Source organism: Caballeronia sp. BR00000012568055 (assembly GCF_029439455.1).
Classification (GTDB): Bacteria; Pseudomonadota; Gammaproteobacteria; order Burkholderiales; family Burkholderiaceae; genus Caballeronia.
The window spans coordinates 31,050-54,894 of the sequence record NZ_JAQFVG010000347.1 but is presented as its reverse complement, the minus strand read 5'-3'; the positions used below and the strand labels follow the sequence as shown (position 1 = coordinate 54,894).

General features: G+C 61.3%; 25 protein-coding genes. 20 read left to right on the top strand and 5 right to left on the bottom strand.

All coding sequences use genetic code 11. The features are described 5' to 3' along the window. Window positions 1-182: 182 nt before the first annotated feature. The 3 genes from P7F28_RS30555 to P7F28_RS30545 are packed head-to-tail and all read left to right on the top strand — an operon-like array spanning window position 183 to window position 5,389. Window positions 183-455 (top strand): hypothetical protein, encoded by a 273-nt coding sequence (locus P7F28_RS30555; protein ID WP_277188873.1) that lies wholly within the window; start codon window positions 183-185, stop codon window positions 453-455. Continuing rightward, window positions 400-1,953 (top strand): DNA polymerase Y family protein, encoded by a 1,554-nt coding sequence (locus P7F28_RS30550; RefSeq protein WP_277188871.1) that lies wholly within the window; start codon window positions 400-402, stop codon window positions 1,951-1,953. The genes P7F28_RS30555 and P7F28_RS30550 overlap by 56 nt, the downstream gene beginning before the upstream one ends. A 7-nt stretch (window positions 1,954-1,960) precedes the next feature. Then, a complete protein-coding gene (locus P7F28_RS30545) occupies window positions 1,961-5,389 on the top strand; it encodes an error-prone DNA polymerase (protein ID WP_277188870.1) in 3,429 nt (1,142 codons plus the stop codon). Here P7F28_RS30545 and P7F28_RS30540 read toward each other — a convergent pair. Further along, on the bottom strand, window positions 5,383-6,285 hold the full coding sequence (locus tag P7F28_RS30540; RefSeq protein WP_277188868.1) for an SDR family oxidoreductase: 903 nt from the start codon (window positions 6,283-6,285) through the stop codon (window positions 5,383-5,385). The genes P7F28_RS30545 and P7F28_RS30540 overlap by 7 nt on opposite strands. Continuing rightward, window positions 6,282-6,488, bottom strand: a complete 207-nt coding sequence (locus P7F28_RS30535; protein WP_277188866.1) for a heavy-metal-associated domain-containing protein — start codon at window positions 6,486-6,488, stop codon at window positions 6,282-6,284. Before P7F28_RS30535 ends, P7F28_RS30540 begins: the two co-directional genes overlap by 4 nt. Before the next feature lie 101 nt (window positions 6,489-6,589). Here P7F28_RS30535 and cueR point away from each other — a divergent pair, with 101 nt between their 5' ends. Further along, window positions 6,590-6,976 carry a Cu(I)-responsive transcriptional regulator gene (gene cueR / locus P7F28_RS30530; RefSeq protein ID WP_277188864.1) on the top strand — a complete coding sequence of 129 codons (387 nt, stop codon included), beginning with the start codon at window positions 6,590-6,592 and terminating at the stop codon, window positions 6,974-6,976. Window positions 6,977-7,207: 231 nt separating this feature from the next. Next, window positions 7,208-7,354: a DUF3563 family protein gene (locus P7F28_RS30525; RefSeq protein WP_277188862.1), complete on the top strand. Its 147-nt coding sequence runs from the start codon at window positions 7,208-7,210 to the stop codon at window positions 7,352-7,354. A gap of 70 nt (window positions 7,355-7,424) precedes the next feature. On the opposite strand, the gene P7F28_RS30520 is transcribed toward P7F28_RS30525, so the two are convergent. Continuing rightward, window positions 7,425-7,805, bottom strand: coding sequence for a DUF305 domain-containing protein (locus P7F28_RS30520; protein WP_277188860.1), 381 nt, complete (start codon window positions 7,803-7,805; stop codon window positions 7,425-7,427). A gap of 90 nt (window positions 7,806-7,895) precedes the next feature. Between P7F28_RS30520 and P7F28_RS30515 the strand changes: the two genes are divergently transcribed. After that, complete coding sequence (locus P7F28_RS30515; RefSeq protein ID WP_277188857.1) at window positions 7,896-8,237, top strand: hypothetical protein; 342 nt, start codon at window positions 7,896-7,898, stop codon at window positions 8,235-8,237. Here P7F28_RS30515 and P7F28_RS30510 read toward each other — a convergent pair. Further along, window positions 8,234-9,079 carry a 23S rRNA (adenine(2030)-N(6))-methyltransferase RlmJ gene (locus P7F28_RS30510; RefSeq protein WP_277188855.1) on the bottom strand — a complete coding sequence of 282 codons (846 nt, stop codon included), beginning with the start codon at window positions 9,077-9,079 and terminating at the stop codon, window positions 8,234-8,236. The two genes, P7F28_RS30515 and P7F28_RS30510, sit on opposite strands and share 4 nt — an antisense overlap. A gap of 260 nt (window positions 9,080-9,339) precedes the next feature. On the opposite strand from P7F28_RS30510, the gene P7F28_RS30505 reads away from it, so the two are divergent. From P7F28_RS30505 to P7F28_RS30440, 14 genes are all read left to right on the top strand, one after another. After that, the gene (locus tag P7F28_RS30505) at window positions 9,340-10,134 is read left to right on the top strand and encodes a 3-hydroxybutyrate dehydrogenase (RefSeq protein WP_277188853.1); all 795 of its coding nucleotides are present in this window, start codon (window positions 9,340-9,342) and stop codon (window positions 10,132-10,134) included. A gap of 16 nt (window positions 10,135-10,150) precedes the next feature. Then, window positions 10,151-11,347, top strand: coding sequence for a patatin-like phospholipase family protein (locus P7F28_RS30500; RefSeq protein WP_277188851.1), 1,197 nt, complete (start codon window positions 10,151-10,153; stop codon window positions 11,345-11,347). An 87-nt stretch (window positions 11,348-11,434) separates the two neighbouring features. Further along, the gene (locus tag P7F28_RS30495) at window positions 11,435-11,917 is read left to right on the top strand and encodes a low molecular weight protein-tyrosine-phosphatase (RefSeq protein ID WP_277188849.1); all 483 of its coding nucleotides are present in this window, start codon (window positions 11,435-11,437) and stop codon (window positions 11,915-11,917) included. Window positions 11,918-12,032: 115 nt separating this feature from the next. After that, window positions 12,033-12,560, top strand: a complete 528-nt coding sequence (gene iscR / locus P7F28_RS30490) for a Fe-S cluster assembly transcriptional regulator IscR (protein WP_277188848.1) — start codon at window positions 12,033-12,035, stop codon at window positions 12,558-12,560. Between the two features lie 85 nt (window positions 12,561-12,645). Continuing rightward, a complete protein-coding gene (locus P7F28_RS30485) occupies window positions 12,646-13,869 on the top strand; it encodes an IscS subfamily cysteine desulfurase (RefSeq protein WP_277188846.1) in 1,224 nt (407 codons plus the stop codon). A 64-nt stretch (window positions 13,870-13,933) separates the two neighbouring features. Further along, window positions 13,934-14,362, top strand: a complete 429-nt coding sequence (iscU, locus tag P7F28_RS30480; protein WP_277188844.1) for a Fe-S cluster assembly scaffold IscU — start codon at window positions 13,934-13,936, stop codon at window positions 14,360-14,362. 57 nt (window positions 14,363-14,419) lie between these two features. Then, window positions 14,420-14,743 carry an iron-sulfur cluster assembly protein IscA gene (iscA, locus tag P7F28_RS30475; protein ID WP_050453841.1) on the top strand — a complete coding sequence of 108 codons (324 nt, stop codon included), beginning with the start codon at window positions 14,420-14,422 and terminating at the stop codon, window positions 14,741-14,743. 78 nt (window positions 14,744-14,821) lie between these two features. Beyond that, window positions 14,822-15,349: a Fe-S protein assembly co-chaperone HscB gene (gene hscB, locus P7F28_RS30470; protein ID WP_277188842.1), complete on the top strand. Its 528-nt coding sequence runs from the start codon at window positions 14,822-14,824 to the stop codon at window positions 15,347-15,349. A 33-nt stretch (window positions 15,350-15,382) separates the two neighbouring features. Beyond that, window positions 15,383-17,248 (top strand): Fe-S protein assembly chaperone HscA, encoded by a 1,866-nt coding sequence (gene hscA, locus P7F28_RS30465; protein ID WP_277188840.1) that lies wholly within the window; start codon window positions 15,383-15,385, stop codon window positions 17,246-17,248. A gap of 56 nt (window positions 17,249-17,304) precedes the next feature. After that, window positions 17,305-17,646, top strand: coding sequence for an ISC system 2Fe-2S type ferredoxin (gene fdx, locus P7F28_RS30460; protein WP_277188838.1), 342 nt, complete (start codon window positions 17,305-17,307; stop codon window positions 17,644-17,646). Between the two features lie 14 nt (window positions 17,647-17,660). After that, complete coding sequence (iscX, locus tag P7F28_RS30455) at window positions 17,661-17,858, top strand: Fe-S cluster assembly protein IscX (protein WP_277188836.1); 198 nt, start codon at window positions 17,661-17,663, stop codon at window positions 17,856-17,858. A gap of 297 nt (window positions 17,859-18,155) precedes the next feature. Further along, window positions 18,156-20,948, top strand: coding sequence for a molybdopterin cofactor-binding domain-containing protein (locus tag P7F28_RS30450; protein ID WP_277188834.1), 2,793 nt, complete (start codon window positions 18,156-18,158; stop codon window positions 20,946-20,948). Further along, a complete protein-coding gene (locus tag P7F28_RS30445) occupies window positions 20,945-21,517 on the top strand; it encodes a (2Fe-2S)-binding protein (protein ID WP_277188832.1) in 573 nt (190 codons plus the stop codon). Before P7F28_RS30450 ends, P7F28_RS30445 begins: the two co-directional genes overlap by 4 nt. Beyond that, complete coding sequence (locus P7F28_RS30440) at window positions 21,514-22,719, top strand: cytochrome c (RefSeq protein ID WP_277188830.1); 1,206 nt, start codon at window positions 21,514-21,516, stop codon at window positions 22,717-22,719. The genes P7F28_RS30445 and P7F28_RS30440 overlap by 4 nt, the downstream gene beginning before the upstream one ends. A gap of 40 nt (window positions 22,720-22,759) precedes the next feature. Here the strand turns inward: P7F28_RS30440 and P7F28_RS30435 are convergent, their stop codons facing one another. Next, the gene (locus P7F28_RS30435; RefSeq protein WP_370467440.1) at window positions 22,760-23,755 is read right to left on the bottom strand and encodes a patatin-like phospholipase family protein; all 996 of its coding nucleotides are present in this window, start codon (window positions 23,753-23,755) and stop codon (window positions 22,760-22,762) included. Window positions 23,756-23,845: the final 90 nt, after the last annotated feature.

The window sequence follows — 23,845 nt, the reverse complement described above, 5'->3', positions numbered from 1 at the left end:
GTATCCTTGCTCATGGTGGATGGTTTTGTTGTTCGCTGGTTTCCGACTTCGACAATCAGATTCTCAGCTGAAACCACCACCGCCTTCAATTTCCCGCCTCAACTCCCCCGTACACCACTTCCGACTTTAGCTCTCCTGCCAATGCGCAAACCATGAATCGGCGGGAATGGATGTCCACAGTCATGCTGGAAATCGACATCATCAAGCGGCGTGGTCCATTACTGATCAAACCATTGCAGTTGCGTTTGCCCGTCCTGAAGCCAGCGTTGCCGGAACACATTCGCCGCGCGGATCAGGCAAGGAGAGCAAACGCGGAACGTGAGGTCAAAGAGGTCAGACATGCTGTGGATAGCGGTGACATTGCCGCTTTTATCGCTAGAAGCCGTCAGGCCGCCGTCGATGCCCTTCTCGCCGGTGAGTACGACTTCGCCTGGAGCGAGCTCGACGCCGACTGATGGCATCGATCAGCCGTGCTTCGCGCTTGCCGATCACGCGCGGATTCTGTTGCCCGATCTCATCGCGTTTCGGCTCGGTGTGCGGCCGGGCAGCACGCGCTCGCATGCGTTCGCGCTGGCGCCGCAGCTGACCTTGCTTGCCGTCGATATCGGCGAGGAGCAGCGCGCGCTCGAATCCGTTGCGCTGGCTTTGCTCGCGTTTACGCCGAAGGTCGTGCTTGCGCATGCGAATACGGTGCTGCTGGAAGTGGGCGCAAGCATGCGACTGTTCGGCGGACTGCGGGCGCTGCTCAAGAAAGTGATGTCTACAGTCAAAGGCTGCGGCTTCACTTCGCGTATGGGCTGCGCGCCGACTGCCTGGGGCGCGTGGCTGCTTGCGCATGCGCGCACGCGGCGTGTCACGCGTCGCGTGCGGATAGTGAAAGAAAGGACGCTGGTGCGTGTGCTCGATGCCTTGCCGGTTTCGCTCGTGCCATCGGCGGAATCGCATGGCAGCGCGTTCGAGCAGATTGGTTGTGCGACGATCGCGGATCTGCGGCAGTTGCCGCGAAAGGGCGTCGCGCGGCGCTTCGGACAAGGTATTTTGCAGTGGCTCGCGCAAGCGTACGGGCAGGCACCCGATCCACGCGAAGTGTTCTGCGCGCCGGCATCGTTCGAGGCGCGGCTTGAATTGCAGGCGCGCGTGGATAGTGCCGAAGCGCTGTTATTCGCGGCGCGCCGGCTGGTGCTGCAATTGGCCGGATGGCTGAGTGCGCATCACGCAGCGGTCAGCGAGTTTTCGCTTTTGCTGGAACATGAGCTGGCCGCGCGCCACGCGCCGAAGACCTCGACGCTCAATGTCAAGTGGGCCGTGCCGACGCGTGATTCCGATCACATCCTCTGGTTGCTGCGCGAAAAGCTCAATCACGAGACGCTTATCGCGTCGGTAATCGAGATGAAGTTGTTCGCCGATAAAGTCAGCGAGCACGCGCCGCCGCCCGACACGCTTTTTCCGATGCCGACCTCGGACAATGAATCGATGGCGAAATTGCTCGAACGTCTGAGCGCGCGGCTCGGTGCCGAGAACGTGGTGCAACTGGTTGGACATGAAGATCATCGGCCGGAAGCGGCGATGTCGGTCGAAGCGTATCAGCCTGTGCGTGAAACCAAGAAGAAGCGAGGAAAAAAGAAAGAAGAAGACCAGAAAATCGACGAAGAAGCGAAGGAAACCGAGGAAATCGGCGAGGAGTTGGAGCTTCCTGACCGTGCCATTCCATCGCAGCCGCGACCCGTATGGATTCTCGAAGCGCCGCAAAAGATGATGCTGCGCAACGAGCGGCCGTTTTATCGGCGGCCGCTGAAGCTGGTCAGCCGGACGGAGCGTATCGAAGCCGGCTGGTGGGACGGCAATGGCGTTCAGCGCGATTACTACGTCGCCTCCGACGATCGCGGTCGCATGTTTTGGGTGTATCGCGAGCGCCTGAGCGGTGCGTGGTATCTGCACGGCTTTTTCGGATGATGCGGCGATGGAAGATCTAAGCGACATCATCGAACTGAAAGGCGAGAAGGCGGTGTCTTCCTCGACGCTCCTGCCTGATTACGCCGAACTGCACTGTCTGAGCAACTTTTCGTTCTTGCGCGGGGCGTCACATCCGCAGGAACTGGCGGCGACGGCGCTGGAGCAGGGCTATACCGCGATCGCGATTACGGACGAGTGCTCGCTTGCGGGCGTCGTGCGCGCTTACGGCGCCATCAAGGAAATCGAAGCGCGGGAAAAGGTGGCGGATTCGGCGCACAAGCAGAAGCCCCCGTTGAAGCTGATCATTGGCAGCGAATTGCATCTCACCGATGCCAACGGTGCGCCATTTTGCACGCTGATCGCGCTTGCGACGAATCGTGCGGGCTACGGCAACTTATCGGAGCTGATTTCGCTGGCGCGTTCGCGATCGCCCAAGGGTAGCTACAAGCTCTGTCCCGAAGATTTCACCAATCCCGCCGCCTCGTCCAGCGCGCTCGATTCGACGGATTTGCGCGGTGATATCGCGCATTTGAAGCATTTGCCCGATTGTCTGCTGATCCTCGTGCCGCAGCGCTCGGCCACGCTTGCCGATACGCTGGATCGCGCGCACTGGCTCGCGAGTTTTGCCGCAGGCCGCGCGTGGCTCGCGCTGGAGTTATGGCAAGACGGCAGCGATGACGAACGCCTCGCGTCCTGCCACGTGATTTCGGAAGCGAGCGGATTGCCGCTTATCGCGGCGAGCGGTGCGCTGATGCACGCGCGTTCGCGCAAGCCCTTGCAGGACACGCTCACCGCCATTCGCCTGAATCGGCCGCTTGCCGAGTGCGGTTACGCGCTCGAAGCGAACGCGGAGCGCTATCTGCGCACGCGCTTGCGAATCGGCGCGCTTTATCCGCGCGCGGCGATCGCTGAAACGTTGAAGGTGGCATCGCGCTGCACGTTCGATCTCGAAGAACTGAAATACGAATATCCCGAAGAACTCGTGCCGCCCGGCGAAACGCCCGCAAGTTATTTGCGCAAACAGGTGATCGCGGGCGCGCTCAAGCGCTGGCCGAATGGCATGGATGCCGACACAATCGGCCTGATCGAAAAGGAACTGGCGCTCGTTTCCAAGCTGAAGTACGAGAAGTACTTTCTGACGGTGTATGACATCGTCACGTTCGCGCGTAGCCAGAAGATCTTGTGTCAGGGGCGTGGTTCGGCGGCGAATTCCGTCATTTGCTATTGCCTGTTCATCACTGAACTCGATCCAATCCGCTCAAACCTCCTGATCGAGCGATTCATCTCGCAGGCGCGCAACGAGCCGCCGGATATCGATGTCGATTTCGAGCATCAGCGGCGCGAGGAAGTGATCCAGTACATCTATCGGAAGTACGGGCGGCATCGCGCGTCGCTGGCGGCGTCGCTGACGACGTATCACACGCGCAGCGCGCTAAAGGATGTCGGCAAGGCGCTCGGGCTGGAGGCGTCGCTGATCGAACGGATCGGCAAGTCGCAGCAATGGTGGGACGGGCCGTCGGCGGTGGCGGGGTATCTGAAGGAAGCGGGTTTCAAAGAGGACTCGCATATCACCAAACATTTGATTCGATTGACGCGCGACCTGCGTGGATTTCCGCGTCATTTATCGCAGCACGTCGGCGGATTCGTGATTGCGCGCGAGCGTTTGTCGCGGCTCGTGCCGATCGAAAACGCCGCGATGAAGGACCGCTGCGTGATTCAGTGGGACAAGGACGATATCGATCAGCTCAAGCTGTTGAAAGTCGATGTGCTCGCGCTCGGCATGCTGTCGGCGATTCGCCGCGCGCTCGAATTCGTCGCGCTGCGGCGGGGCATTCCGGACTTCGGCATCACGCATATCCGGCGCGAGGACAAAGCCGTCTACGAGATGTGCTGCCGCGCGGACACGGTCGGCGTGTTTCAGATCGAATCGCGCGCGCAGCAAAGCATGCTGCCGCGATTGCGCCCGGAAAAATACTACGACCTCGTGATCGAAGTGGCGATCGTGCGGCCCGGTCCGATTCAGGGCGGCATGGTGCATCCGTATTTGCGTCGCAAACAGGGTCTGGAAGCGGCGGATTATCCGAAGGAAGAGTTGCGGCCCGTGCTCGAACGCACGCTCGGCGTGCCGATCTTCCAGGAACAGGTGATGAAGCTCGCGATGGTCGCCGCTGGCTACACGGCCGAAGAGGCCGATCAGCTGCGCCGCGCAATGGCCGCGTGGCGACGCAGCGGCAATCTCGAAAAATATCAGGCCGATTTGATGGCGAAGATGCTCGCGCGCGGTTACGCGCACGAGTTCGCGGCGCGCGTGTGCAAGCAGATCGAGGGCTTCGGCGAATACGGTTTTCCGGAGAGTCATTCGGCGAGCTTCGCGCTGCTGGTCTACTTCAGCGCGTGGATCAAGCGATACGAACCCGCCGCGTTTCTGGCCGGTCTGCTCAACAGCCAGCCGCTCGGTTTTTACTCGCCGTCGCAACTCGTGCAGGACGCGCGTCGTCATGGCGTGCAGGTGTTTGCGCCGGATGTATCGCTGAGCGATTGGGAGTCGGTGCTCGAAAATGCGCCGGGCATCGGCGAACGTGTTCTTTTCGATGCCGACAAGGAGCGGCGTCGCCAGCAGTTCTACGTCGCGCCCATGCCGCAGCAGGTTTTTCGCAAGACGATGCGGCGCGGTGCGCGCAAGCTCTCCGCGCGCGTCGCGCTGGCCGCCAGGCGATACGGCGCGACCGGGCCGGGCGTGCGTATCGGTCTGCATCTGATCAAGGGGTTTTCGCAGGCCGCCGCCGAGCGGATCATGGCTGCGCGCGCCCAGGCGCCGTTCGTCGATGTCGACGATCTCACGCGCCGCGCGAACCTATCGCGACGTGAACTCGAAGCGCTCGCGGCTGGCAATGCGCTGGCGAGTATCGCGGGGCATCGCCGGCAGGCGTGGTGGGAAGTGACTGCGCAGCAGCGCGCGCCCGAATTACTGCGCGACGCGCCGATGAGCGAGCCGGCGCTCGCTTTGCCGCAAGCGCCCGAAGGCCGCGAAATCGTCGATGACTACGCGAGTCTCGGCCTTACGCTCAATCGGCATCCGCTTGCGCTGCTGCGCGAACGGCTGACGCGGATGCGCTTCAAAACCGCCGCCGAACTCGGCGATATCCGCAACGGACGCATGGTGCGCGCGTGCGGCATCGTTACGGTGCGTCAGCGTCCGGGCACGGCGAACGGCACGATTTTCGTCTCGATCGAGGACGAAACCGGCTCGATCAACGTGATCGTGTGGCCGGGGCTCGTCGAGAAACAGCGCAAGGTTTTGCTGGGCGCGTCGCTGCTCGGCGTGCACGGCGTCTGGCAGATGGAAGGCGACGTGCGTCATCTGGTGGCGCAGCGGCTCGAAGATCACAGCGCCTTGCTGGGGCGGCTCGCCGCGACGAGCCGCGATTTTCACTGAGTGGGCATCGCCGGATAATTCGCCAGCAACGAAGCGATGGCGACATCGAACGGCGTGCGGCGGCCGATCCCGAGCGCTTCGAGCCGTCCCGAATCGAGATGGCAGTCGCGCGGGCGCGGCGTCGCGTCGGTCGGTGTGCGCTGCGCGGTGAGTTTGGCGTCCACCTTCAGCACGCGCGCGATGCGTTCGGCGATATCGAACTTGGTCATAGGCTCGTCGCCGGACCATTGCGTGATGCCCGAAATTGTATGGCCGCGCGCGTGGTGGTCGAGCATGCCGCGAATGACCACGGCGACGTCGGGCGTGTAGGTCGGATAGCGCGTCGCCCAGGCGTCCATCGAGGCGGGCGCGCTGCCCGTTTCCGCTGATTGGACGATGGCGGGCGTCAGGCTCGTCACCGCCGATTCGGCCCAATCGACGAACGGTCCGTAAAGCAGCGGCAGACGCAGCACGCACGCGGCGGGATCGGCCGAAAGCAGCGCGCGTTCGCCGTCGAGTTTGCTGTGGCCGTAGGCGTTGAGTGGCGCGGGCGCGTCGTCGGGAAAGTAGGGCGGCGACGTGCCGTCGAAGACGTAGTCGGTCGAAATCGACAGAACCCACGCGCGCGCTTCGGCGATCGTCGCGAGCGCTTCGACATTCAGTGCGCGTGCGAGCGCCGGATCGTTCTCGCACACGTCAGGCCGGCGTTCGGCTGCGGCAACCACGACCGCATCCGGCGATTCGGCGCGCAGGAAGTTGCGCACGGCTTCGTGATCGCGAATATCCAGACTCACGACGCCCGCGCCCGTCCGCCGATGCGCGGTCCGCACAAGCTGCCATCCATCCGCGCGCTCGAGTTCACGGCTGACGGCGCGCCCGAGCAATCCTGACGCGCCGATGATCGCAACCTTCCTCATGCCGATGCAACGCCGAGCACGGTGTAACCCGCGTCGTCGATCGCGTCTTTCAGCGCATCGTTCGTCTGCGTCGATTCGACCGCGACCTTCCCACGCTCCAGATCAATCTGAACGCGTGCTTGCGGATCGATTTCCTGAATCGAACGCGTAACGGCTGCAACGCAATGCTGGCAACTCATGCCCTGAACTTCGAATTCGGTCATTCCGGTTCCTCTATTGAAAAAGCTTCGACGATCTATATCGTATACCTTGCCATCGTGGGAAGGTGTAGAGTCGATTTCAGATTTTTCTTCAGGAGCGTTGGATGAACATCGGTGAAGCGGCGCGCGCGTCGGGCGTGACGGCCAAGATGATCCGCTATTACGAAAGCGTCGGCTTGCTCAATCCGGTTGGGCGCACGACGTCGGGGTATCGAGTGTACGGGCATCAGGAAGTGCATGCGCTGCGCTTTGTGCGGCAGGCGCGGCGGCTCGGATTTCTCGTCGAGGATATTCGCAAGCTGCTCGCGTTATGGCAGGACCGCTCGCGAGCGAGTGCGGAAGTGAAGTCGATTGCGATGGAACATGTCGCCGAACTCGATCGACGGATCACCGAACTCACGGACATGCGCGATACCTTGTCGCATCTTGCGCAACATTGCCACGGCGACGAGCGCCCGGAATGCCCCATTTTGGATCGTCTGGCCGAGTAAACGCACCAAAATAGAACGTAGTTGTATAGTTAACTGAATTGATGTGCGCTTTTTCCTATTAAATCAGTACTTTGTTGCTGTTGCAGAATCGCACTATTGCGCAACATGACGCACTCAGACCATGCATTTCGCTGGCACAAAGTCAAAAAGGTTCGTATAATCCGGGTTATCCCTTATGCGGGTAATCCCTGACCCGAACCGCCAGGGACACTGAAATCTCTGGAGAACATCATGTTTGCAATCATCATCGAAAAGCTAAGCGCCTGGTTTGAAATCGCCGAGCAACGTCGTCGTGAAGAGTATCTGGCGCAATCGTCGGATATCGTCCAACTCGAACAGCGCATCCGCTCGCTCGAGTCGAACGGCTACAACGTCTAAGCGTTAGTTGCCCGAGCAAAAGAAAAGCCCCGTTAGGGGCTTTTGTCGTTTACGGCGTACGCGCGTGGCTTTACTTCTTTTGCGGATGCGCCGCCAGCCATTGCTTCATGAACGCGATTTCCTTGTCCTGCGCCGCGATGATGTCCTTCGCCAGTTTGCGCAGCTTCGCGTCCTTGCCGTACTTCAGCTCGACTTTCGCCATTTCCACCGCGCCTTCATGATGCGGGATCATATGCGCGACGAAATCGCGGTCGGCGTCGCCCGTGTATTGGATGCTCGACATGCCCGACATCATCGAATGATCGGCGGCCTGAAAAGCGGCGGTGGAGGCTGAGTCCGACGGCTCCATCTTCATGCCGGCCATCGTGTCGTGCGCGGGTGCGGCGGTTTGGGCGAAGGCACTCATGCTGCAACATGCGGCCACCGCAGCCAGCAAAATCCTTGATCTCATCGATGCTCCTTGTTGTGTAATCAAACGCCTAGCCTAAAGCTTGCCACCGGGGTAAGGTAAAGCCGTTTCGTCTACTGATAAGAGCGAACGATGCGAGGCCACATCATCACCACGAGGAAGTCGCTTGCACGCCATGCCGCCGTGCTCGCCCTGACGCTTTGCGCCGCGCACTCGGCGCTGGCGAAACCCGGCGGCGAGCCGCTCGTGCTCGACACGCAAACCGGCATTCACAGCGGCGTGCCTGGCACGGTGCTGCAAACAGCGCCGCTCAATTCATCGGGTATGGTCCAGATGGACACCTTGCCGGACATTCAACAACAAGGGCAGCCGCCGATCATCGTGCAGCCGTATGTCGAATATCCCGGCACGCAAGGCGCGACGCCTTACAACAGCAACAGCGGCCGCAATCGCCCGCCGCGGCAATCGTATTAATCCGCGCGATGTTCCAGCTTGAACGATGCGTTAGAGTCTTCGCCGAGCGTATCGACGAGAAAGGGCAGCGCGGATTTCAACTCGGCCGCCAGCGTGTACGGCGGATTCAGGATGAACATGCCGCTGCCGTAAAGGCCGAAGCCGTCCTTCGGCGGCGCTTTCACGATCAGCGATGCGTGCAGCCAACCCTTGGGCTGAATCGCTTTCAACTGTTCTGCGAAACGCTGTGACTCCGGGCGCGTGACGATCGGATACCACACGGCGTACGTTCCCGTCGAAAAGCGCTTCAGGCATTCCTCGACGCAGGTCAGCGTGCGCGCGTAGTCGCGTTTGTCTTCGTACGATGGATCGATCAGCACGAGCGCGCGGCGCGGCGGCGGCGGCAAAATTGCCTTGATGCCGTCAAAACCGTCGCCTTCGTAGATCATCGTTCGGCGGCCTGCGTCGCGGAAGTTGTGGCGCAGCACGTCGATTTCCGTGCTGTGAAGCTCGTACAGTCGCATGCGGTCCTGCTCGCGCATTACGCGATAGGCGAGGTACGGCGAGCCGGGATAAAAACGCATATCGTCATCGGGGTTCAGCGCTTTGACTTCGTCGATGTAATCGGTAATGAGCGGCGGCGCATCTCCACGATCCCACAGCCGCGCAATGCCCGTCTCGTATTCGGCAGTTTTCGTCGCGAAACCTTCGGTCAGCGAGTAGACCCCCGCGCCCGCGTGCGTGTCGATATACCAATACGGTTTGTCCTTCTGGCCGAGGTAACGCAGCATCTGAATGACGATCGCGTGCTTCAGCACATCGGCGTGATTGCCCGCATGGAAAGCGTGACGGTAACTGAGCATGAAGATTGGCCCGCGCGGGGCGTGTGACGAGTTGAGAACGGAGGCGCGCCTCGCGAAGGGCATCTATTTTAGCCGACGCCGCTGTGCTGCAGAGCCGCACGGCCTTCATGCACAATAGCCTGACTCGGCCACGCCCGACAGTCGTCCGGATGGCATAGGCAAAAAAGACAGTCCAAATTGCCTATGCCATTCGGACGACTAGGCGGCGATCGGCGCGCATGTTGTCATTCACCTTCATCACTCGCGGAAAGGAGGTTTGCATGTCACAGAACGGAAAGCTCGACGGCAAGGTCGCTGTCGTTACGGGCGCGGCGAGCGGTATCGGCCGGGCGATTGCATTGACATTGGCCGATGCAGGCGCCGCCGTCGCCATCGCCGATCTGAATCAGGCGGGCGCAGACGCGGTAGCGAAGGAAATCGCCGATAAAGGCGGCCGCGCGATCGGTATCGCGATGGACGTGACCAGCGAAGAAGCGGTCGATCAGGGCATCGACCGCGTGGTGAAGGAACTTGGATCGGTGGATATTCTCGTGTCGAACGCGGGCATCCAGATCGTTAATCCGATCGAAAACTACGCGTACGCGGACTGGAAGATGATGATGGCGATCCACGTCGATGGCGCGTTTCTCACCACCAAAGCCGCGCTTCGGCATATGTACAAGGACGATCGCGGCGGCGTCGTGATCTATATGGGTTCGGTGCATTCGCATGAAGCGTCGCCGCTCAAATCCGCTTACGTCACGGCAAAGCACGGTTTGCTCGGTCTCGCGCGCGTGCTGGCGAAGGAAGGCGCGAAGCACAAGGTCCGCTCGCATGTCGTGTGTCCGGGTTTCGTGCGCACGCCGCTGGTCGATAAACAGATTCCGGAGCAGGCGAAAGAACTGGGTATCAGCGAGGAAGAGGTCGTGAAGCGCGTGATGCTCGGCGGCACCGTCGATGGCGTGTTCACGACGGTCGAAGATGTCGCGCAGACCGTGCTGTTCCTGTCGGCATTCGAGACGGCGGCGCTGACGGGCCAATCATTCGTCGTCAGTCACGGCTGGTTCATGCAATAAGAGAGGGCGCGACCGCATGGCAGAAAACGACAACAGCCGCGCGCAGGAAGGCGAGCGCGCGCAACGGCGAATCGACTTGCCGCCTTATGAAACCGTCGCGCTGATGCTTCAGGGCGGCGGTGCGCTCGGCGCATATCAGGCGGGCGTGTATCAGGGCTTGCATGAGGTCGGCATTCATCCGAACTGGATCGCGGGCATATCCATCGGCGCGCTCAATACCGCGATCATCGCGGGCAACGCGCCGGAGGATCGCGTCACGCGCCTCAATCAGTTCTGGGACACGATCTGCCAGCCCGCTTTTGGTTTCCCGATTCCGCCGATGCTCGAACGCGCGCTCTTCGATTCCGCCGATGAGATCCGCAACGCGTTCACCACATATCAGGCGTTCAGTGCGTTGGTCGAAGGGCAGAAGGGTTTTTTCGTACCGCGCTTTCCGCCGCCGTCACCGATTGCAACGAGCACGCCGCAGACCGCGAGCTACTACGACACGACACCGCTCAAAACCACGCTCGAAAGCCTGTGCGACTTCGACCGCATCAATTCGGGCGAAACGCGCGTGTCGGTCGGCGCCGTGAATGTCGCGACCGGCAACTTCGCTTATTTCGACAACACGCAGATCAAGCTGCGCGCGGAGCACTTCATCGCGTCGGGCGCGCTGCCGCCGGGATTCGCGGGCGTCGAGATCGATGGCGAGTTTTACTGGGATGGCGGTCTCATGTCGAATACGCCGCTTTACGAAATCGCGACCGCCACGCCGCGCCGCGATACGCTCGCTTTCCAGGTCGATCTCTGGAGCGCGCGCGGGCCGGTGCCGGACAGCATCGTCGATGTGATGGGGCGCATGAAAGACGTGCAGTTTTCCAGCCGCACGCGCCTGGTCACCGATCAGATGCAGCGCGCGCAGCGATACCGTAATGTGCTTCGCCATGTGCTGGATCTGCTGCCAGAAGATGTTTGTAAAAGCGATCGATGGTGCAAGCTGGCGGAAGAGCTCGCATGTTCGAAGCATTACAACATCATCCATCTGATCTACCGGCAGAAGGAATACGAAGGGCATTTCAAGGACTACCAGTTCGGCTTTTCGACCATGCGCGAGCACTGGGCGAGCGGGCTGGAAGATATCCGGCGCACGCTTGCGCATCGCGACTGGCTGGAGATGCCGAACAACGAATCGCGCTTCGTCACGCACGACATTCACCGCGATGGCCGCTGAAGATGATTCAAAGGGTGATTCGGGCGGGATGCGCAGGCGCTTTGTATAATTCGGACGCCGTCGTCCCCTATCCCAAAATTCAGTCCGATGAACTCGATCGCCGTTTGCTTCGTCTGCCTCGGCAACATCTGCCGGTCGCCCAGCGCCGAAGCGGTGATGCGCGATCTGGTCGAGCGGGCGAAGTTGTCGGATCGCATCGTGATCGATTCGGCGGGGACGGGAAACTGGCATATCGGCGATCCGCCCGACGAGCGTGCGCAGCGCGCGGCGAAAAAGCGTAGCTACGACCTCTCCGCCCTGCGCGGCAGACAAGTCGTGGTCGATGACTTCGCGCGCTTCGATTTGATCATCGCGATGGACGACGCCAACTTCACCGCGCTGACCATGCTGTCCCCGCCGGAACATCGCGACAAGATTCGCATGCTGATGGAATTCGCCACGCGCGACGACAGCCGCGTGGTCGTCGATCCGTATTTCGGCGGCGAAGAAGGTTTCGAAACGGTGCTCGATCAGTGCGAAGACGCTTGCGAAGGCTTGCTGAAGGCGCTGCGAGCGCAACTCATCGTCTGAAAAGCATAGAGCAGACAGTTAAGCGTCTGCATATTTTTGGCCCGGATACTTGACTAAATATGTGGGCTATTTATACTTGACAGAAATCCTCGAGTATTAGCGGTAGCCCCCAATTATGAGACTCACCACGAAAGGCCGTTTCGCCGTCACGGCGATGATTGACCTGGCGCTGCGCCAGGAGCAGGGCCCGGTGACGCTGGCAGGCATCAGCCAGCGCCAGCGCATCTCTTTGTCCTATCTCGAACAGCTCTTCGGCAAGCTGCGGCGTCATGAGATCGTCGAATCGGTTCGCGGGCCGGGCGGCGGTTACAACCTCGCGCGCCGTGCGGAGAACGTCACGGTCGCGGACATCATCATCGCGGTCGATGAGCCGATCGACGCCACGCAGTGCGGCGGTAAAGGCACGTGCGAAGGCACCAAGCAGCACGATGGTCATTGCATGACGCACGAGCTGTGGGCCACGCTCAATCAGAAGATGGTCGAGTATCTCGATTCCGTCTCGCTGAAAGATCTGGTTGATCAGCAACGCGCGCGCGAAGGTTCGTCTTCCGTGCTGCGCGACCGGCGCACCGAATCGGCTGGCGTCGAAACTGCGCGCGTGGTGCCGAAGGGTCCGAATTCCATTTTCAACCTGGCCGGATAATGTGCGCCGCCGCGCGGGGCACGAGCCAGACGCGCGGAAGGACGACGCCAGCCAAGAGCTTTGACCGATTTTCCCGGAGCGACTGATGAATAACGATATCCCCCACCTGCCCATTTACATGGACTACAGCGCGACGACGCCAATCGATCCGCGCGTGGTGGACAAGATGATCCCGTATCTTCGCGAGCAGTTCGGCAATCCGGCCTCGCGCAGCCATCAATATGGCTGGGATGCAGAGCGTGCGGTCGAAGAAGCGCGCGAGAACGTCGCGGCGCTGGTGAATTGCGATCCGCGCGAAATCATCTGGACCTCGGGTGCGACGGAATCAGACAACCTCGCCATCAAGGGCGCGGCGCATTTCTACAAGAGCAAGGGCAAGCACATCATCACGGTGAAGACCGAGCACAAGGCCGTGCTCGACACCACGCGTGAGCTGGAGCGCGAAGGCTACGAAGTCACGTATCTGGATGTGAAGGACGACGGTCTGATCGACCTCGACAAGTTCCAGGCCGCGATCCGTCCCGACACGATCCTCGTTTCCGTGATGAGCGTGAACAACGAAATCGGCGTGATTCAGGACATCGAGGCAATCGGTGAGATCACGCGCGCGAAGGGCATCATTTTCCACGTCGATGCCGCGCAGGCCACCGGCAAGATCCAAATCGATCTGCAAAAGCTGAAGGTCGATCTGATGTCGTTCTCGGCGCACAAGACGTACGGCCCGAAGGGTATCGGCGCGCTTTACGTGCGTCGCAAGCCGCGTGTGCGGATCGAAGCGCAGATGCACGGCGGCGGTCACGAGCGCGGTATGCGTTCGGGCACGCTGGCGACGCACCAGATCGTCGGGATGGGCGAGGCGTTCCGTATCGCGCGTGAAGAAATGGCGACGGAGAACGAGCGCATTCGCATGTTGCGCGATCGTCTGCTCAAGGGCCTGCAGGATATGGAAGAGACGTATGTGAACGGCGACATGGAAAAGCGTGTGCCGCACAACCTCAATATCAGCTTCAATTTCGTCGAAGGCGAATCGCTGATCATGGCGGTAAAGGATGTGGCGGTGTCATCGGGTTCGGCGTGCACGTCGGCTTCGCTGGAACCGTCGTACGTGCTGCGCGCGCTCGGCCGTAACGATGAACTCGCGCATAGCTCGATCCGCTTCACGGTCGGCCGTTTCACTACTGAACAGGATGTGGATTACGTGATCAATCTGCTGAAGAGCAAGATCGCGAAGCTGCGCGATTTGTCGCCGCTGTGGGAAATGCACAAGGACGGCATCGACATTTCGTCCATCCAGTGGGCTGCGCACTGAGCGCACCAAGCGCACTAGCATCAAGCGCGCGCCGCGCGACATCGAATAAAGGAGAGTTTGAATCATGGCTTATAGCGACAAGGTTCTGGACCATTACGAAAATCCGCGCAACGTCGGCTCGTTCGCCAAGGACGATGACACCGTCGGCACCGGCATGGTCGGCGCGCCGGCCTGCGGCGACGTGATGAAGCTGCAGATTCGCGTGGGCGCGGACGGCGTCATCGAAGATGCGAAGTTCAAGACGTACGGCTGCGGCTCGGCGATTGCATCGAGTTCACTGGTCACCGAATGGGTGAAGGGCAAGACGCTCGACGAAGCAATGAGCATCAAGAACACGCAGATTGCCGAAGAACTCGCGCTGCCGCCAGTGAAGATCCACTGCTCGATTCTCGCGGAAGACGCGATCAAGGCAGCGGTCGCCGACTACAAGCAGCGCCATGGCGCAGCAGCGCCGGAAGTGGCGGCGACCGAATCCAAGCAGGCAGCGGCGTAACAAGACGAAGACGATGGGCGTCGAATGCGGTGCCCCGCAGAAGAGAAGCGAAAGACTATGGCAATCACGTTGACGGATAAGGCAGCACAACACGTGCAGAAGTATCTGACGCGGCGCGGCAAGGGCGTGGGCCTGCGTTTGGGCGTGCGCACGACCGGTTGCTCGGGTCTGGCGTACAAACTCGAATATGTCGATGAACTCGCGCCGGAAGACACCGTGTTCGAAACGTCGGGCGTGAAGATCGTGATCGATCCGAAGAGCCTGCCTTATCTCGACGGCACGGAACTGGACTTCGCACGCGAAGGCCTGAACGAAGGCTTCAAGTTCAACAATCCGAACGCGAAGGACGAGTGCGGCTGCGGCGAGTCGTTCCGCGTGTAATGCGCGTAACGCCGGCGGTATCGGCAGAAGAGGCGGCGCGTGCCGCCTTTTTCATTCGCGCTAATTGATTTGATTCATATGGCTTCGCTCACTGACTCTCACTTCGAACTCTTCGATCTGCTGCCGGTTTTTGCCGTCGATCAGCACAAGCTCGATGACGCCTATCGCACCGTGCAGGCGCAAGTGCATCCCGACCGCTTCGCTGCTGCCGGAGACGCTCAGCGCCGCCTCGCGATGCAGTGGGCCACGCGCGCCAACGAGGCGTATCAGACGCTGCGCGATCCGCTGAAACGCGCGCGCTATATGCTGTCGCTTCGCGGCATCGACGTCGGCGCGGAGAACAATACCGCGATGGAACCGGCTTTCCTGATGCAGCAAATGGAATGGCGCGAGAATATCGAAGATGCGGCGGCGGCGAAGAATATCGGCGCGCTGGAGGCCTTGCTTGACGAACTGCGCGATGAAGAACGTGTGCGCTTCACCAAGCTCGAAGCGCTGATCGACAGTCAATCGAATCAGCCTGCCAGCGAAGCCGTGCGCCAGTTGATGTTCATCGAACGCGTCGCGACGGAAATCGGCGCGCAAATCGAGCGGCTCGAAAGCTAACGAGAAGCCGCCCAACACCCCCTATATCGAACGATGGCTTTACTGCAAATTTCAGAACCCGGCATGGCGCCCGCGCCGCATCAACGGCGCGTGGCGGTCGGTATCGATCTCGGCACCACGAATTCGCTCGTGGCGGCCGTGCGCAACAGCGTGCCCGAAGCGCTGCCCGATGAAGACGGCCATGTGTTGCTGCCGTCGGTGGTGCGCTATCTGGAGAAGGGCGGGCGGCGTATCGGCCGGATCGCGAAGGAAGAGGCGGTGACCGATCCGCGCAATACGATCGTCTCGGTCAAGCGCTTCATGGGTCGTGGCAAGGCCGAAGTGGAAGGCGCGGAAAACGCGCCCTACGACTTTATCGATGCGCCCGGCATGGTGCAGATTCGGACCATCGACGGCGTGAAGAGTCCGGTGGAAGTGTCGGCGGAGATTCTCGCCACGCTGCGGTATCGCGCGGAAGACACGCTGAGCGAGGACCTCGTCGGAGCGGTCATCACCGTTCCGGCTTATTTCGATGAAGCCCAGCGGCAAGCGACCAAGGACGCGGCCAAACTCGCCGGTCTGAACGTGCTGCGCCTGCTGAACGAGCCGACGGCGGCAGCCATTGCCTACGGTCTCGACAACGGCGCGGAAGGTCTTTACGCGGTCTACGATCTCGGTGGCGGCACCTTCGATCTGTCGATTCTCAAGCTCACCAAAGGCGTGTTCGAAGTGCTGGCCGCAGGCGGCGATTCCGCGCTCGGCGGCGATGATTTCGATCACGCGCTGTATCGCTATGTGCTGACGGAGGCGGGCGTGTCGGCGGACACGCCGGAAGACGTGCGTTTACTGCTCGATCTCGTACGCGTCGCGAAGGAAACGCTCTCTTCCGCCGATGAAACCCGTGTGCAGGCCACGCTATCGGACGGCCGCAAAATCGACGTCGGCGTGACCGAATCGCAATTTGCCGCGCTGACGGAAGCGCTGGTGAACCGCACGCTGACGCCGACCAAAAAAGCCCTGCGCGACGCCAAAGTCACGCCGCAGCAAATCAAGGGCGTGGTGCTGGTCGGCGGCGCGACGCGCATGCCGGTGATTCGCCGCGCCGTGGAAACGTTCTTCGGCCAGCCGCCGCTCGTCAATCTCGATCCGGATCAGGTCGTCGCGCTCGGCGCAGCGATTCAGGCAGATTTGCTCGCGGGAAACCGTCGCGGAGAAGGCGACGACTGGCTGTTGCTCGACGTGATTCCGCTGTCGCTCGGCGTCGAAACGATGGGCGGCCTGACCGAAAAGATCATCCCGCGCAATTCGACGATTCCGACCGCACGCGCACAAGACTTCACCACGTTCAAGGACGGCCAGACCGCAATGGCGATCCACGTCGTTCAAGGTGAACGCGAACTGGTCGCCGATTGCCGCTCGCTGGCGCGCTTCGAACTGCGCGGCATCCCGCCGATGGCCGCAGGCGCGGCGCGTATCCGCGTCACCTACCAGGTCGATGCGGACGGCTTGCTCTCGGTGTTCGCACGCGAGCAGATGTCGGGCGTGGAAGCATCGGTGGTGGTGAAGCCGTCCTACGGCCTGGCCGACGATGAAGTTGCACGCATGCTCGAAGAAAGCTTCAAGACTGCGGATATCGATATGCGCGCCCGCGCCTTGCGTGAAGCGCAGGTCGAAGCCGATCGCATGATCGAAGCGACGCACGCCGCGCTCGAAGCCGATGGCGAATTGCTCGATGACGCCGAACGCGCCGAAATCGAAAAGCAGACGGCGGAACTCGCGGCGCTGGCGAAAACAGATTCGGTCGAGCAGATCGAAGACGCGACCAAAGCGCTTGCCGCCGGCACCGACGAATTCGCCGCGCGCCGCATGAACAAGAGCATTCGCCGCGCATTGGCTGGCCGCCGACTCGACGAAGTCTGAGCACGGGCATCGCCCAAGTCAGCAAACGACAAACAATCAAGCATTTACGGAATAACATGCCTCAAATCGTCGTACTGCCTCACGTGGAACTGTGTCCGGACGGCGCGGTGATCGATGCCGATCTTGGCAAAAGCATCTGCGATAACCTGCTGGATCACGGCATCGAAATCGAGCACGCGTGTGAAAAATCGTGCGCGTGCACGACTTGCCACGTCATCATCCGGGAAGGCTTCAACGCGCTCGAACCGTCCGAGGAACTCGAAGACGATCTGCTCGACAAAGCGTGGGGGCTGGAACCGACATCGCGGTTATCATGTCAGGCAATGGTGCCGGCCGACGAGGATCTGGTGGTCGAGATCCCGCGCTACACCATTAACCACGCCAAAGAAAATCACTGACAGGAGGCTCGCCCATGAAGTGGACAGATACTCAGGAGATCGCGATGGCCTTGACCGACGCGCATCAGGATATCGATCCCCAATATGTGCGTTTCACTGACCTGCATCGCTGGATCACCGAACTCGACGGGTTCGACGACGATCCCCAAAGCTCCAACGAAAAGATTCTCGAAGCCATTCAGGCGGCCTGGATCGAAGACGCGGATTATTGATTCGTCCGGTTTGTAAAAAAAGCGGCGGCTTTCTTCGGAAGCCGCCGCTTTTTCTTGCGCGCGCGTTCTGCATCTTTGACAGAACTTGACGTTGCGCACATTGTTCGACCTTTCCCCTGCGACTTAAAATCGCGTCCGCTGCTCGGCGGCAACTAATGCCGCACGTGCTCGATCCCGCTCTGACGATGCGCTGATCACGCGCCATCGCTTCGTATTGCCAACAATTTTTACCTTCTCGCATCGACCGGATTGCACGGTGCGTGACCGGTCTTTGGCGTTCATTTGAAGGAGAAGTACATGGGGAAACTCGGCCTTACGCGTCGTGGGTTTCTGAAAGCGGGCGCACTCGCAGGCGTGTCGGTTTTCGTCGCGCCGCTCGGCAGCCGTGCGTTCGCTGCGTTGTTCGAAGAGAAGATTCTTACGCCGGTGCAGTGGAACGCGGCGAACGGCGACGCGAAATTCCGCATCGACGGAATCGCGAAGGTGACCGGCGCGAAAGTCTTTGCGCGCGATATCCGCGCCGCCGACATGCCGCACTGGCCGCAGACGCAATCGCACGCGATGATTCTGCGCACCACGCTCGCGGATCGCACCTACGCAGGCTTCGACCTGTCCGTACTCGATGCCGCCGGCCTCGCGCCGGATCGTATCGTCACGGCTGACGATCTCGCGCGTGACAAGCTCGCATTCCCTGCGTTCTACGGCGACGACATGCTGCTGCCGACGGGCAAAACGCCCGCGTATCACGGCCAGGCGGTCGCAATCCTCATCTATCACGACTTCGCGCGCTTCCGCTTCGCAAAGGACAAGCTGCAATTCCGCGATGGCGTCATCAAGTACGGCGCGCAGACCGGCCCGCTCGAACGCGATCCTTGGGCGGCGTGGCGCTTCGTGCGCGTCGGCGGCAAGACGCCGTTCGACGACGACACCTTCTCCAGCATGAAGAACGCGCCGCTGTTCCCGCACATGATGAAGAAGCGCGAACCGGTCTGGGCCGATTCCAGCGAGCACGGCAAGCTGGACGAGCAGGGCATGTTCCACGCGAAGGCCATCGGCGATGCGCTCGATCATCCGGCGGACGGCTGGCTGGTGGTGAATCGCGAATACAAGACGCAATCCGTCGATACCGCCGCGCTCGAACCCGACAACGCGAACTGCTGGTACGACGCCGCGACGCAATCGCTGCATATGGTGATCCCGACCCAAGGGCCGAGCGAAGTCATCGAAAGCACGATCGAGATGACGAAGAAGTCGGGCTTCGCGGTGAAGAATCTGTTCCTGCATCCGTGCTACACGGTCGGCTACGGTTCGAAGGACCACTACAACATGCCGTTCTATGGCCTCGTCGCCGCGCTTTACGGCGACGGCCGTCCGGTGCGTCTCGCCAACGACCGCTTCGAGCAGTTCCAGACATCGCTGAAGCGCCATGCTTTCGATATGCGCTATCGCATGGCGATCGACAAGAAAAGCGGCCTGATTCAGGCCTTCAAGGGTGATTTCTCCGCGAACGGCGGCGGGCGCGCCAACTTTTCGCCGTCCGTGGCGATGGTCGGCGCGACCGCGGCGCAATCGATCTATTACATCCCGCAGAGCGATCTGACCGCGGTGGCGATTGCATCGCCGGCGGTCGATGCAGGCTCGGCGCGCGGTTACGGCACGCTGCAAAGCATGGCCGCCACCGAAATGATGATCGACGATATCGCCGAACAACTCGGCATCGATCCGATCGAACTGCGCCTGAAGAACGTGATGCGCACCGGCATGAAGAATACGCAAGGCGCGATTCCGGCCGGCGCGGTGCGTGCCGAAGACGTGCTGAAGAAAGCGCAGACGCATCCGCTGTGGACGGAGCGCGCGAAGCGCAAGGCCGAGTACGAAGCGGCGCATCCGGGCATGCGTTACGGCATTGGTTTCGCGTGTACGCAGAAGGACTTCGGCACTGGCGCGGAAAGCGCGTTCGCCAAGGTCGAATTCGGCAAGGACGGCAAGATCGCGCTGTCGCATTCGGGTGCGGAAATCGGCACGGGCAGTTCGACTTCGCAGGCGCTTGCGGTGGCGAAATGGCCCGGCAAGCCCGCCGCCGAAGTGCATATGGCGATCACCGACTGGTCCGACTTGCCCATCGTGACGAGCGGCAATCCGTACATCATGTCGCAGGCCGAGCAGGACAAGCTCAGCGCGAATCCGCGCTGGTCACCCGGCTATATGTCGCCGGCGAGCGCGACGAACTCCGCGTACTACTTCACGCACGCGACGCAGGAGGCGGCGCGCGTGGTGTTCCGTCACGGCCTCTGGCCCGCAGCGATGGCGATCTGGTCGCAAGGCATTGGCGGCGGTCAGGCGGCGTCGTTCGTGGTGCGGATCGAGGATGCGCGCTGGATCGACGGCAAGCTGTCCGCCGATGGCATGGAACCGCTCGCGCTCGATCTGCTTATGCAGAAAGCGCACGAACTTGGGCTTGTGACGGGCGCGACCGTGCACACGTTCAATCGCTGGCAATGGAGCGAAGCGCAGTTCGATATCGGCGGCAAGGTCGAACAGTTCCCGATCGATGGCTTGTCCGTGAAGCTCGGCGACAAGGCTTATACGGCGCTGAATCGCAAGAAAGTCTTTATTCCGCCGACGCAGCGCAATAACGCGACGGTCACGTATTACAGCGCGGTCGGCACGCTGGTCGAACTGGCGATCAGCGAGTCCAGCGGCAAGGTCGATCTGCTCTCGCATCACTCGATCATGGAGTGCGGCAATCAGCTTTCGCCTCAACTCGTGTCCGGCCAGTTGCAGGGCGGTCTGGCAATGGGCATCGGTCACGCGCTGCACGAGTATTTGCCGCTCTACAAAGACGGTCCCGGCAACGGCACGTGGAACTTCAATCGCTATCACTTGCCGCTCGCATCGGACGTGGCGGTGTGGAAGCAGACCGGCGAAGTGTTGCCGCCGCTCACCGAAACCGATCCGCCGAAGGGCATCGCCGAAGTGGTGATGATTCCGGTGGTCGGAGCCATCGTCAACGCGATCGCGCATGCGATCGGCCATCGCTTCACCGCTTTGCCGGTGACGCCGCAAAACATTCAGGAGGTGCTCGCATGACGGCGACGCAAACCGCTGCGAGCATCGAAACGCGCTCGCTTTCCATGACGATCAACGGCAATAAAGTCGGCCCGGTGGACGTGCCCGCCGGTCTGTCGATGATCGATTTTCTGCACGAATATCTGAACCTCACCGGCTCGCGGCTTGGCTGCGGGCAGGGCATTTGTCACGCGTGCGTCGTGATCGTCGATCGCGCCGACGGCACGAGCGAGGAAGTGCGCTCGTGCATCAACGGCGCGCATTTTTTCGATGGCAAATCCGTGCGCACGGTCGAGGCGCACGCGAAGCGCAACGAGCAGGGCGAGGTCGTCGAGATGTCTTCTGTGCAGCAAAAGTTTCTGGAGCATTTCAGTTTCCAGTGCGGCTACTGCACGCCCGGTTTCGTCAACGCGACGATGGTGCTGCTCGAACGTCTGAAGCGCGAGCCGGTGGCGAAGGACAAGATCGAATCGACCATCATGGATGCGCTCAACGATCATATCTGCCGCTGCACGGGCTACGTGCGCTACTACGAGGCCGTGAAGGATCTCGTGCTTTCCACGCCCGGACTCGTGAAGGACGCAGCATGAAGTTGATCGCTCTGCTGTTTCCCCTGGTGCTCGCGCTGTCCGCATGCGGTCAGAACGCGGACAACGCCGCGAGCGCGAAAAGTTCGCCCGAGCAGATTGCGCGCGGCCGTTATCTCGCGAAGGCCGCCGATTGCGCCGCGTGCCATACATCGACGGGCGGCGCGCCGTTCGCGGGCGGCGTGAAGCTCGAATCGCAATTCGGCACCTTCTATGGCACGAACATCACGCCTGATCCGAAGTACGGCATCGGCAAATGGAGTGCGGACGAGTTTTACACCGCGTTGCACGACGGTAAAGCGCCCAAGGGCAAGCTGTATCCGGCGATGCCTTATACGTCGTATCGGCAGATGTCGCGTGAAGATAGCGATGCGATCTACGCGTATCTGATGGCGCAGAAACCGGCCTCGCTGCCGAACGTCGAACCGGATCTGAAGTTTCCGTACAACGTGCGATTCGCGGTGCGCTTCTGGGACATGCTGTTCCTGAAGGATGCGCTGCCGGATGCATCGGCGGGGCAAACGGCGGACTGGACGCGCGGGCGTTATCTCGCCAACGCGCTCGGTCATTGCGCGGAATGTCATACGCCGCGTGGCGCGTTCGGGCAACTGGATGCGTCGAAGGCGCTGCAAGGCGGGGCGCTTGGCCGTGTCGCCGCGCCGGATATCACGCCGGATGCGCTGGCGGCGCGTGGCTGGACGGGCGCGGATTTGCAGGCGTTTTTTGCAACCGGTATCGCAAAGCAGGGTTCCGCATTCAGTGAGATGCATCCGGTCGTGTTCCTGAGCACGCAGCATCTGAATACGGACGATCTGCGCGCGCTTGCCACGTATCTGCTCGGTGATACGCCTCACGCGCCCGCGCCGGTATCGCCCGTGAAGCTGGACGATGCGGCGGGACGTCACCTGTATCTCGATTCGTGTGCGGGCTGTCATGGTATCGACGGGCAAGGCAAGCCGCACGTCGCCGTGGCGATGGATGGCAACTCCACGCTGCGCCAAAGCGATCCGCGCAATCTGATCGTGTCCGTCCTGGATGGCATCGACGCGCAGCCGTTCGCCGGTGTCGAAAGCATGCAGGCGATGCCCGCGTTCGCCGGCACGTACAGCGACGAGCAACTGGCGCAACTCGTCAACTATCTGCGCGCGACCTATGGCGGCCAACCCGCCGATGTCACGCCGGACACGGTGAAATCGCTGCGTTAAAACAAGAAGGCCACGTGTAACAACGTGGCCTTTTTGACATTTAGACGCGCACACCGCGATCCGACAACTGCCGCTGCAACGCCGGCCACATCTTCGCGACCGCTTCCTCGCCCGCAAGAATCGATGCATTGCGCTGGCTGAAATCGCTGCTGCTCATTGCGGCGAGATTCGGGCGAATGACGGCATCGGCATATTTGTCGAGTTCGTAGGCCTTGATGGTCTGACCCATGATCGTGAAAGTCTGCATCAGCACATCGAACGAACTGGAGGTGAGCGCGTTTTCCGGGCGCGACGAGATATCGACCGCGATCACGAATTCCGCGCCCATCTTGCGCGCGAACGCGGCCGGCACCGGGCTGACGAGCCCGCCATCCACATACTCACGATCGCCGATTTTCACCGGCTCGAAAATCGACGGCACGCTGCAGGACGCCCGCACCGCGACGCCCGTATTGCCGCGCTGAAACAGAATCGGCTGGCCGTTCTTCAGATCCGTCGCGACGATGCCAAGCGGGCGCGCCATCTTCTCGATCGGCCGATTATCGAGCGTCTTGTTCAGATAGTTCTGCAGCGCGACGCCTTGCAGAATGCCGCGTGCGCGAAACGGCATGGCCCAGTCGCTGATCGAGGCTTCGTCCATCGTCAGCGCCAGCTTGTTGATGGCGATGCCGTTCATCCCCGATGCATACAGCGCCGCGATCACCGATCCCGCGCTCGTGCCCGCGACCAGATCGACCTGCACGTTGCGCGCTTCGAGCGCCTTGATCACGCCGATATGCGCGAAGCCGCGCGCCGCGCCGCCACCCAGCGCCAGCCCGATGCGCACCGGCTTTTGAGGATCGGTTTTAATCGGCGGCGTAACTGCTGCGGTGCCGCCGCCGGTTGACGTTGACGTCGTCGTGCAAGCAGCAAGAACGGACGATGCCGCCGCGAGCGAAAACGCGCGGCGGGAAAGGCGAGGCGAGGATGACGTCAAGGTGTACTCCAGCGTGGCCGCCGGTCTTCGCGCGATGGCCGCGCGGGTGCTTCGGGGCATGTCGTAAAAGGCGCGCACATCATAAAGCAAAGGCGCATGGCCCGACAGAAAGCGGGCGGCGAGTATAATTCCGACTCATTTTGAGCAAGC

What these genes read in the sequence shown, in the direction of transcription:
- P7F28_RS30550 (WP_277188871.1), top strand. Translation starts at nt 400, where the DNA reads ATGCCCTTCTCGCCGGTGAGTACGACTTCGCCTGGAGCGAGCTCGACG.
- P7F28_RS30445 (WP_277188832.1), top strand. Translation starts at nt 20,945, where the DNA reads ATGACGGCGACGCAAACCGCTGCGAGCATCGAAACGCGCTCGCTTTCC.
- P7F28_RS30485 (WP_277188846.1), top strand. Translation starts at nt 12,646, where the DNA reads ATGAATAACGATATCCCCCACCTGCCCATTTACATGGACTACAGCGCG.
- P7F28_RS30510 (WP_277188855.1), bottom strand. Translation starts at nt 9,079, where the DNA reads ATGCTCAGTTACCGTCACGCTTTCCATGCGGGCAATCACGCCGATGTG.
- P7F28_RS30495 (WP_277188849.1), top strand. Translation starts at nt 11,435, where the DNA reads ATGAACTCGATCGCCGTTTGCTTCGTCTGCCTCGGCAACATCTGCCGG.
- hscB (WP_277188842.1), top strand. Translation starts at nt 14,822, where the DNA reads ATGGCTTCGCTCACTGACTCTCACTTCGAACTCTTCGATCTGCTGCCG.
- P7F28_RS30505 (WP_277188853.1), top strand. Translation starts at nt 9,340, where the DNA reads ATGTCACAGAACGGAAAGCTCGACGGCAAGGTCGCTGTCGTTACGGGC.
- iscU (WP_277188844.1), top strand. Translation starts at nt 13,934, where the DNA reads ATGGCTTATAGCGACAAGGTTCTGGACCATTACGAAAATCCGCGCAAC.
- iscA (WP_050453841.1), top strand. Translation starts at nt 14,420, where the DNA reads ATGGCAATCACGTTGACGGATAAGGCAGCACAACACGTGCAGAAGTAT.
- fdx (WP_277188838.1), top strand. Translation starts at nt 17,305, where the DNA reads ATGCCTCAAATCGTCGTACTGCCTCACGTGGAACTGTGTCCGGACGGC.
- P7F28_RS30440 (WP_277188830.1), top strand. Translation starts at nt 21,514, where the DNA reads ATGAAGTTGATCGCTCTGCTGTTTCCCCTGGTGCTCGCGCTGTCCGCA.
- P7F28_RS30450 (WP_277188834.1), top strand. Translation starts at nt 18,156, where the DNA reads ATGGGGAAACTCGGCCTTACGCGTCGTGGGTTTCTGAAAGCGGGCGCA.
- iscR (WP_277188848.1), top strand. Translation starts at nt 12,033, where the DNA reads ATGAGACTCACCACGAAAGGCCGTTTCGCCGTCACGGCGATGATTGAC.
- hscA (WP_277188840.1), top strand. Translation starts at nt 15,383, where the DNA reads ATGGCTTTACTGCAAATTTCAGAACCCGGCATGGCGCCCGCGCCGCAT.
- cueR (WP_277188864.1), top strand. Translation starts at nt 6,590, where the DNA reads ATGAACATCGGTGAAGCGGCGCGCGCGTCGGGCGTGACGGCCAAGATG.
- P7F28_RS30540 (WP_277188868.1), bottom strand. Translation starts at nt 6,285, where the DNA reads ATGAGGAAGGTTGCGATCATCGGCGCGTCAGGATTGCTCGGGCGCGCC.
- P7F28_RS30555 (WP_277188873.1), top strand. Translation starts at nt 183, where the DNA reads ATGCTGGAAATCGACATCATCAAGCGGCGTGGTCCATTACTGATCAAA.
- P7F28_RS30435 (WP_370467440.1), bottom strand. Translation starts at nt 23,755, where the DNA reads ATGCCCCGAAGCACCCGCGCGGCCATCGCGCGAAGACCGGCGGCCACG.
- P7F28_RS30535 (WP_277188866.1), bottom strand. Translation starts at nt 6,488, where the DNA reads ATGACCGAATTCGAAGTTCAGGGCATGAGTTGCCAGCATTGCGTTGCA.
- P7F28_RS30515 (WP_277188857.1), top strand. Translation starts at nt 7,896, where the DNA reads ATGCGAGGCCACATCATCACCACGAGGAAGTCGCTTGCACGCCATGCC.
- iscX (WP_277188836.1), top strand. Translation starts at nt 17,661, where the DNA reads ATGAAGTGGACAGATACTCAGGAGATCGCGATGGCCTTGACCGACGCG.
- P7F28_RS30525 (WP_277188862.1), top strand. Translation starts at nt 7,208, where the DNA reads ATGTTTGCAATCATCATCGAAAAGCTAAGCGCCTGGTTTGAAATCGCC.
- P7F28_RS30520 (WP_277188860.1), bottom strand. Translation starts at nt 7,805, where the DNA reads ATGAGATCAAGGATTTTGCTGGCTGCGGTGGCCGCATGTTGCAGCATG.
- P7F28_RS30500 (WP_277188851.1), top strand. Translation starts at nt 10,151, where the DNA reads ATGGCAGAAAACGACAACAGCCGCGCGCAGGAAGGCGAGCGCGCGCAA.
- P7F28_RS30545 (WP_277188870.1), top strand. Translation starts at nt 1,961, where the DNA reads ATGGAAGATCTAAGCGACATCATCGAACTGAAAGGCGAGAAGGCGGTG.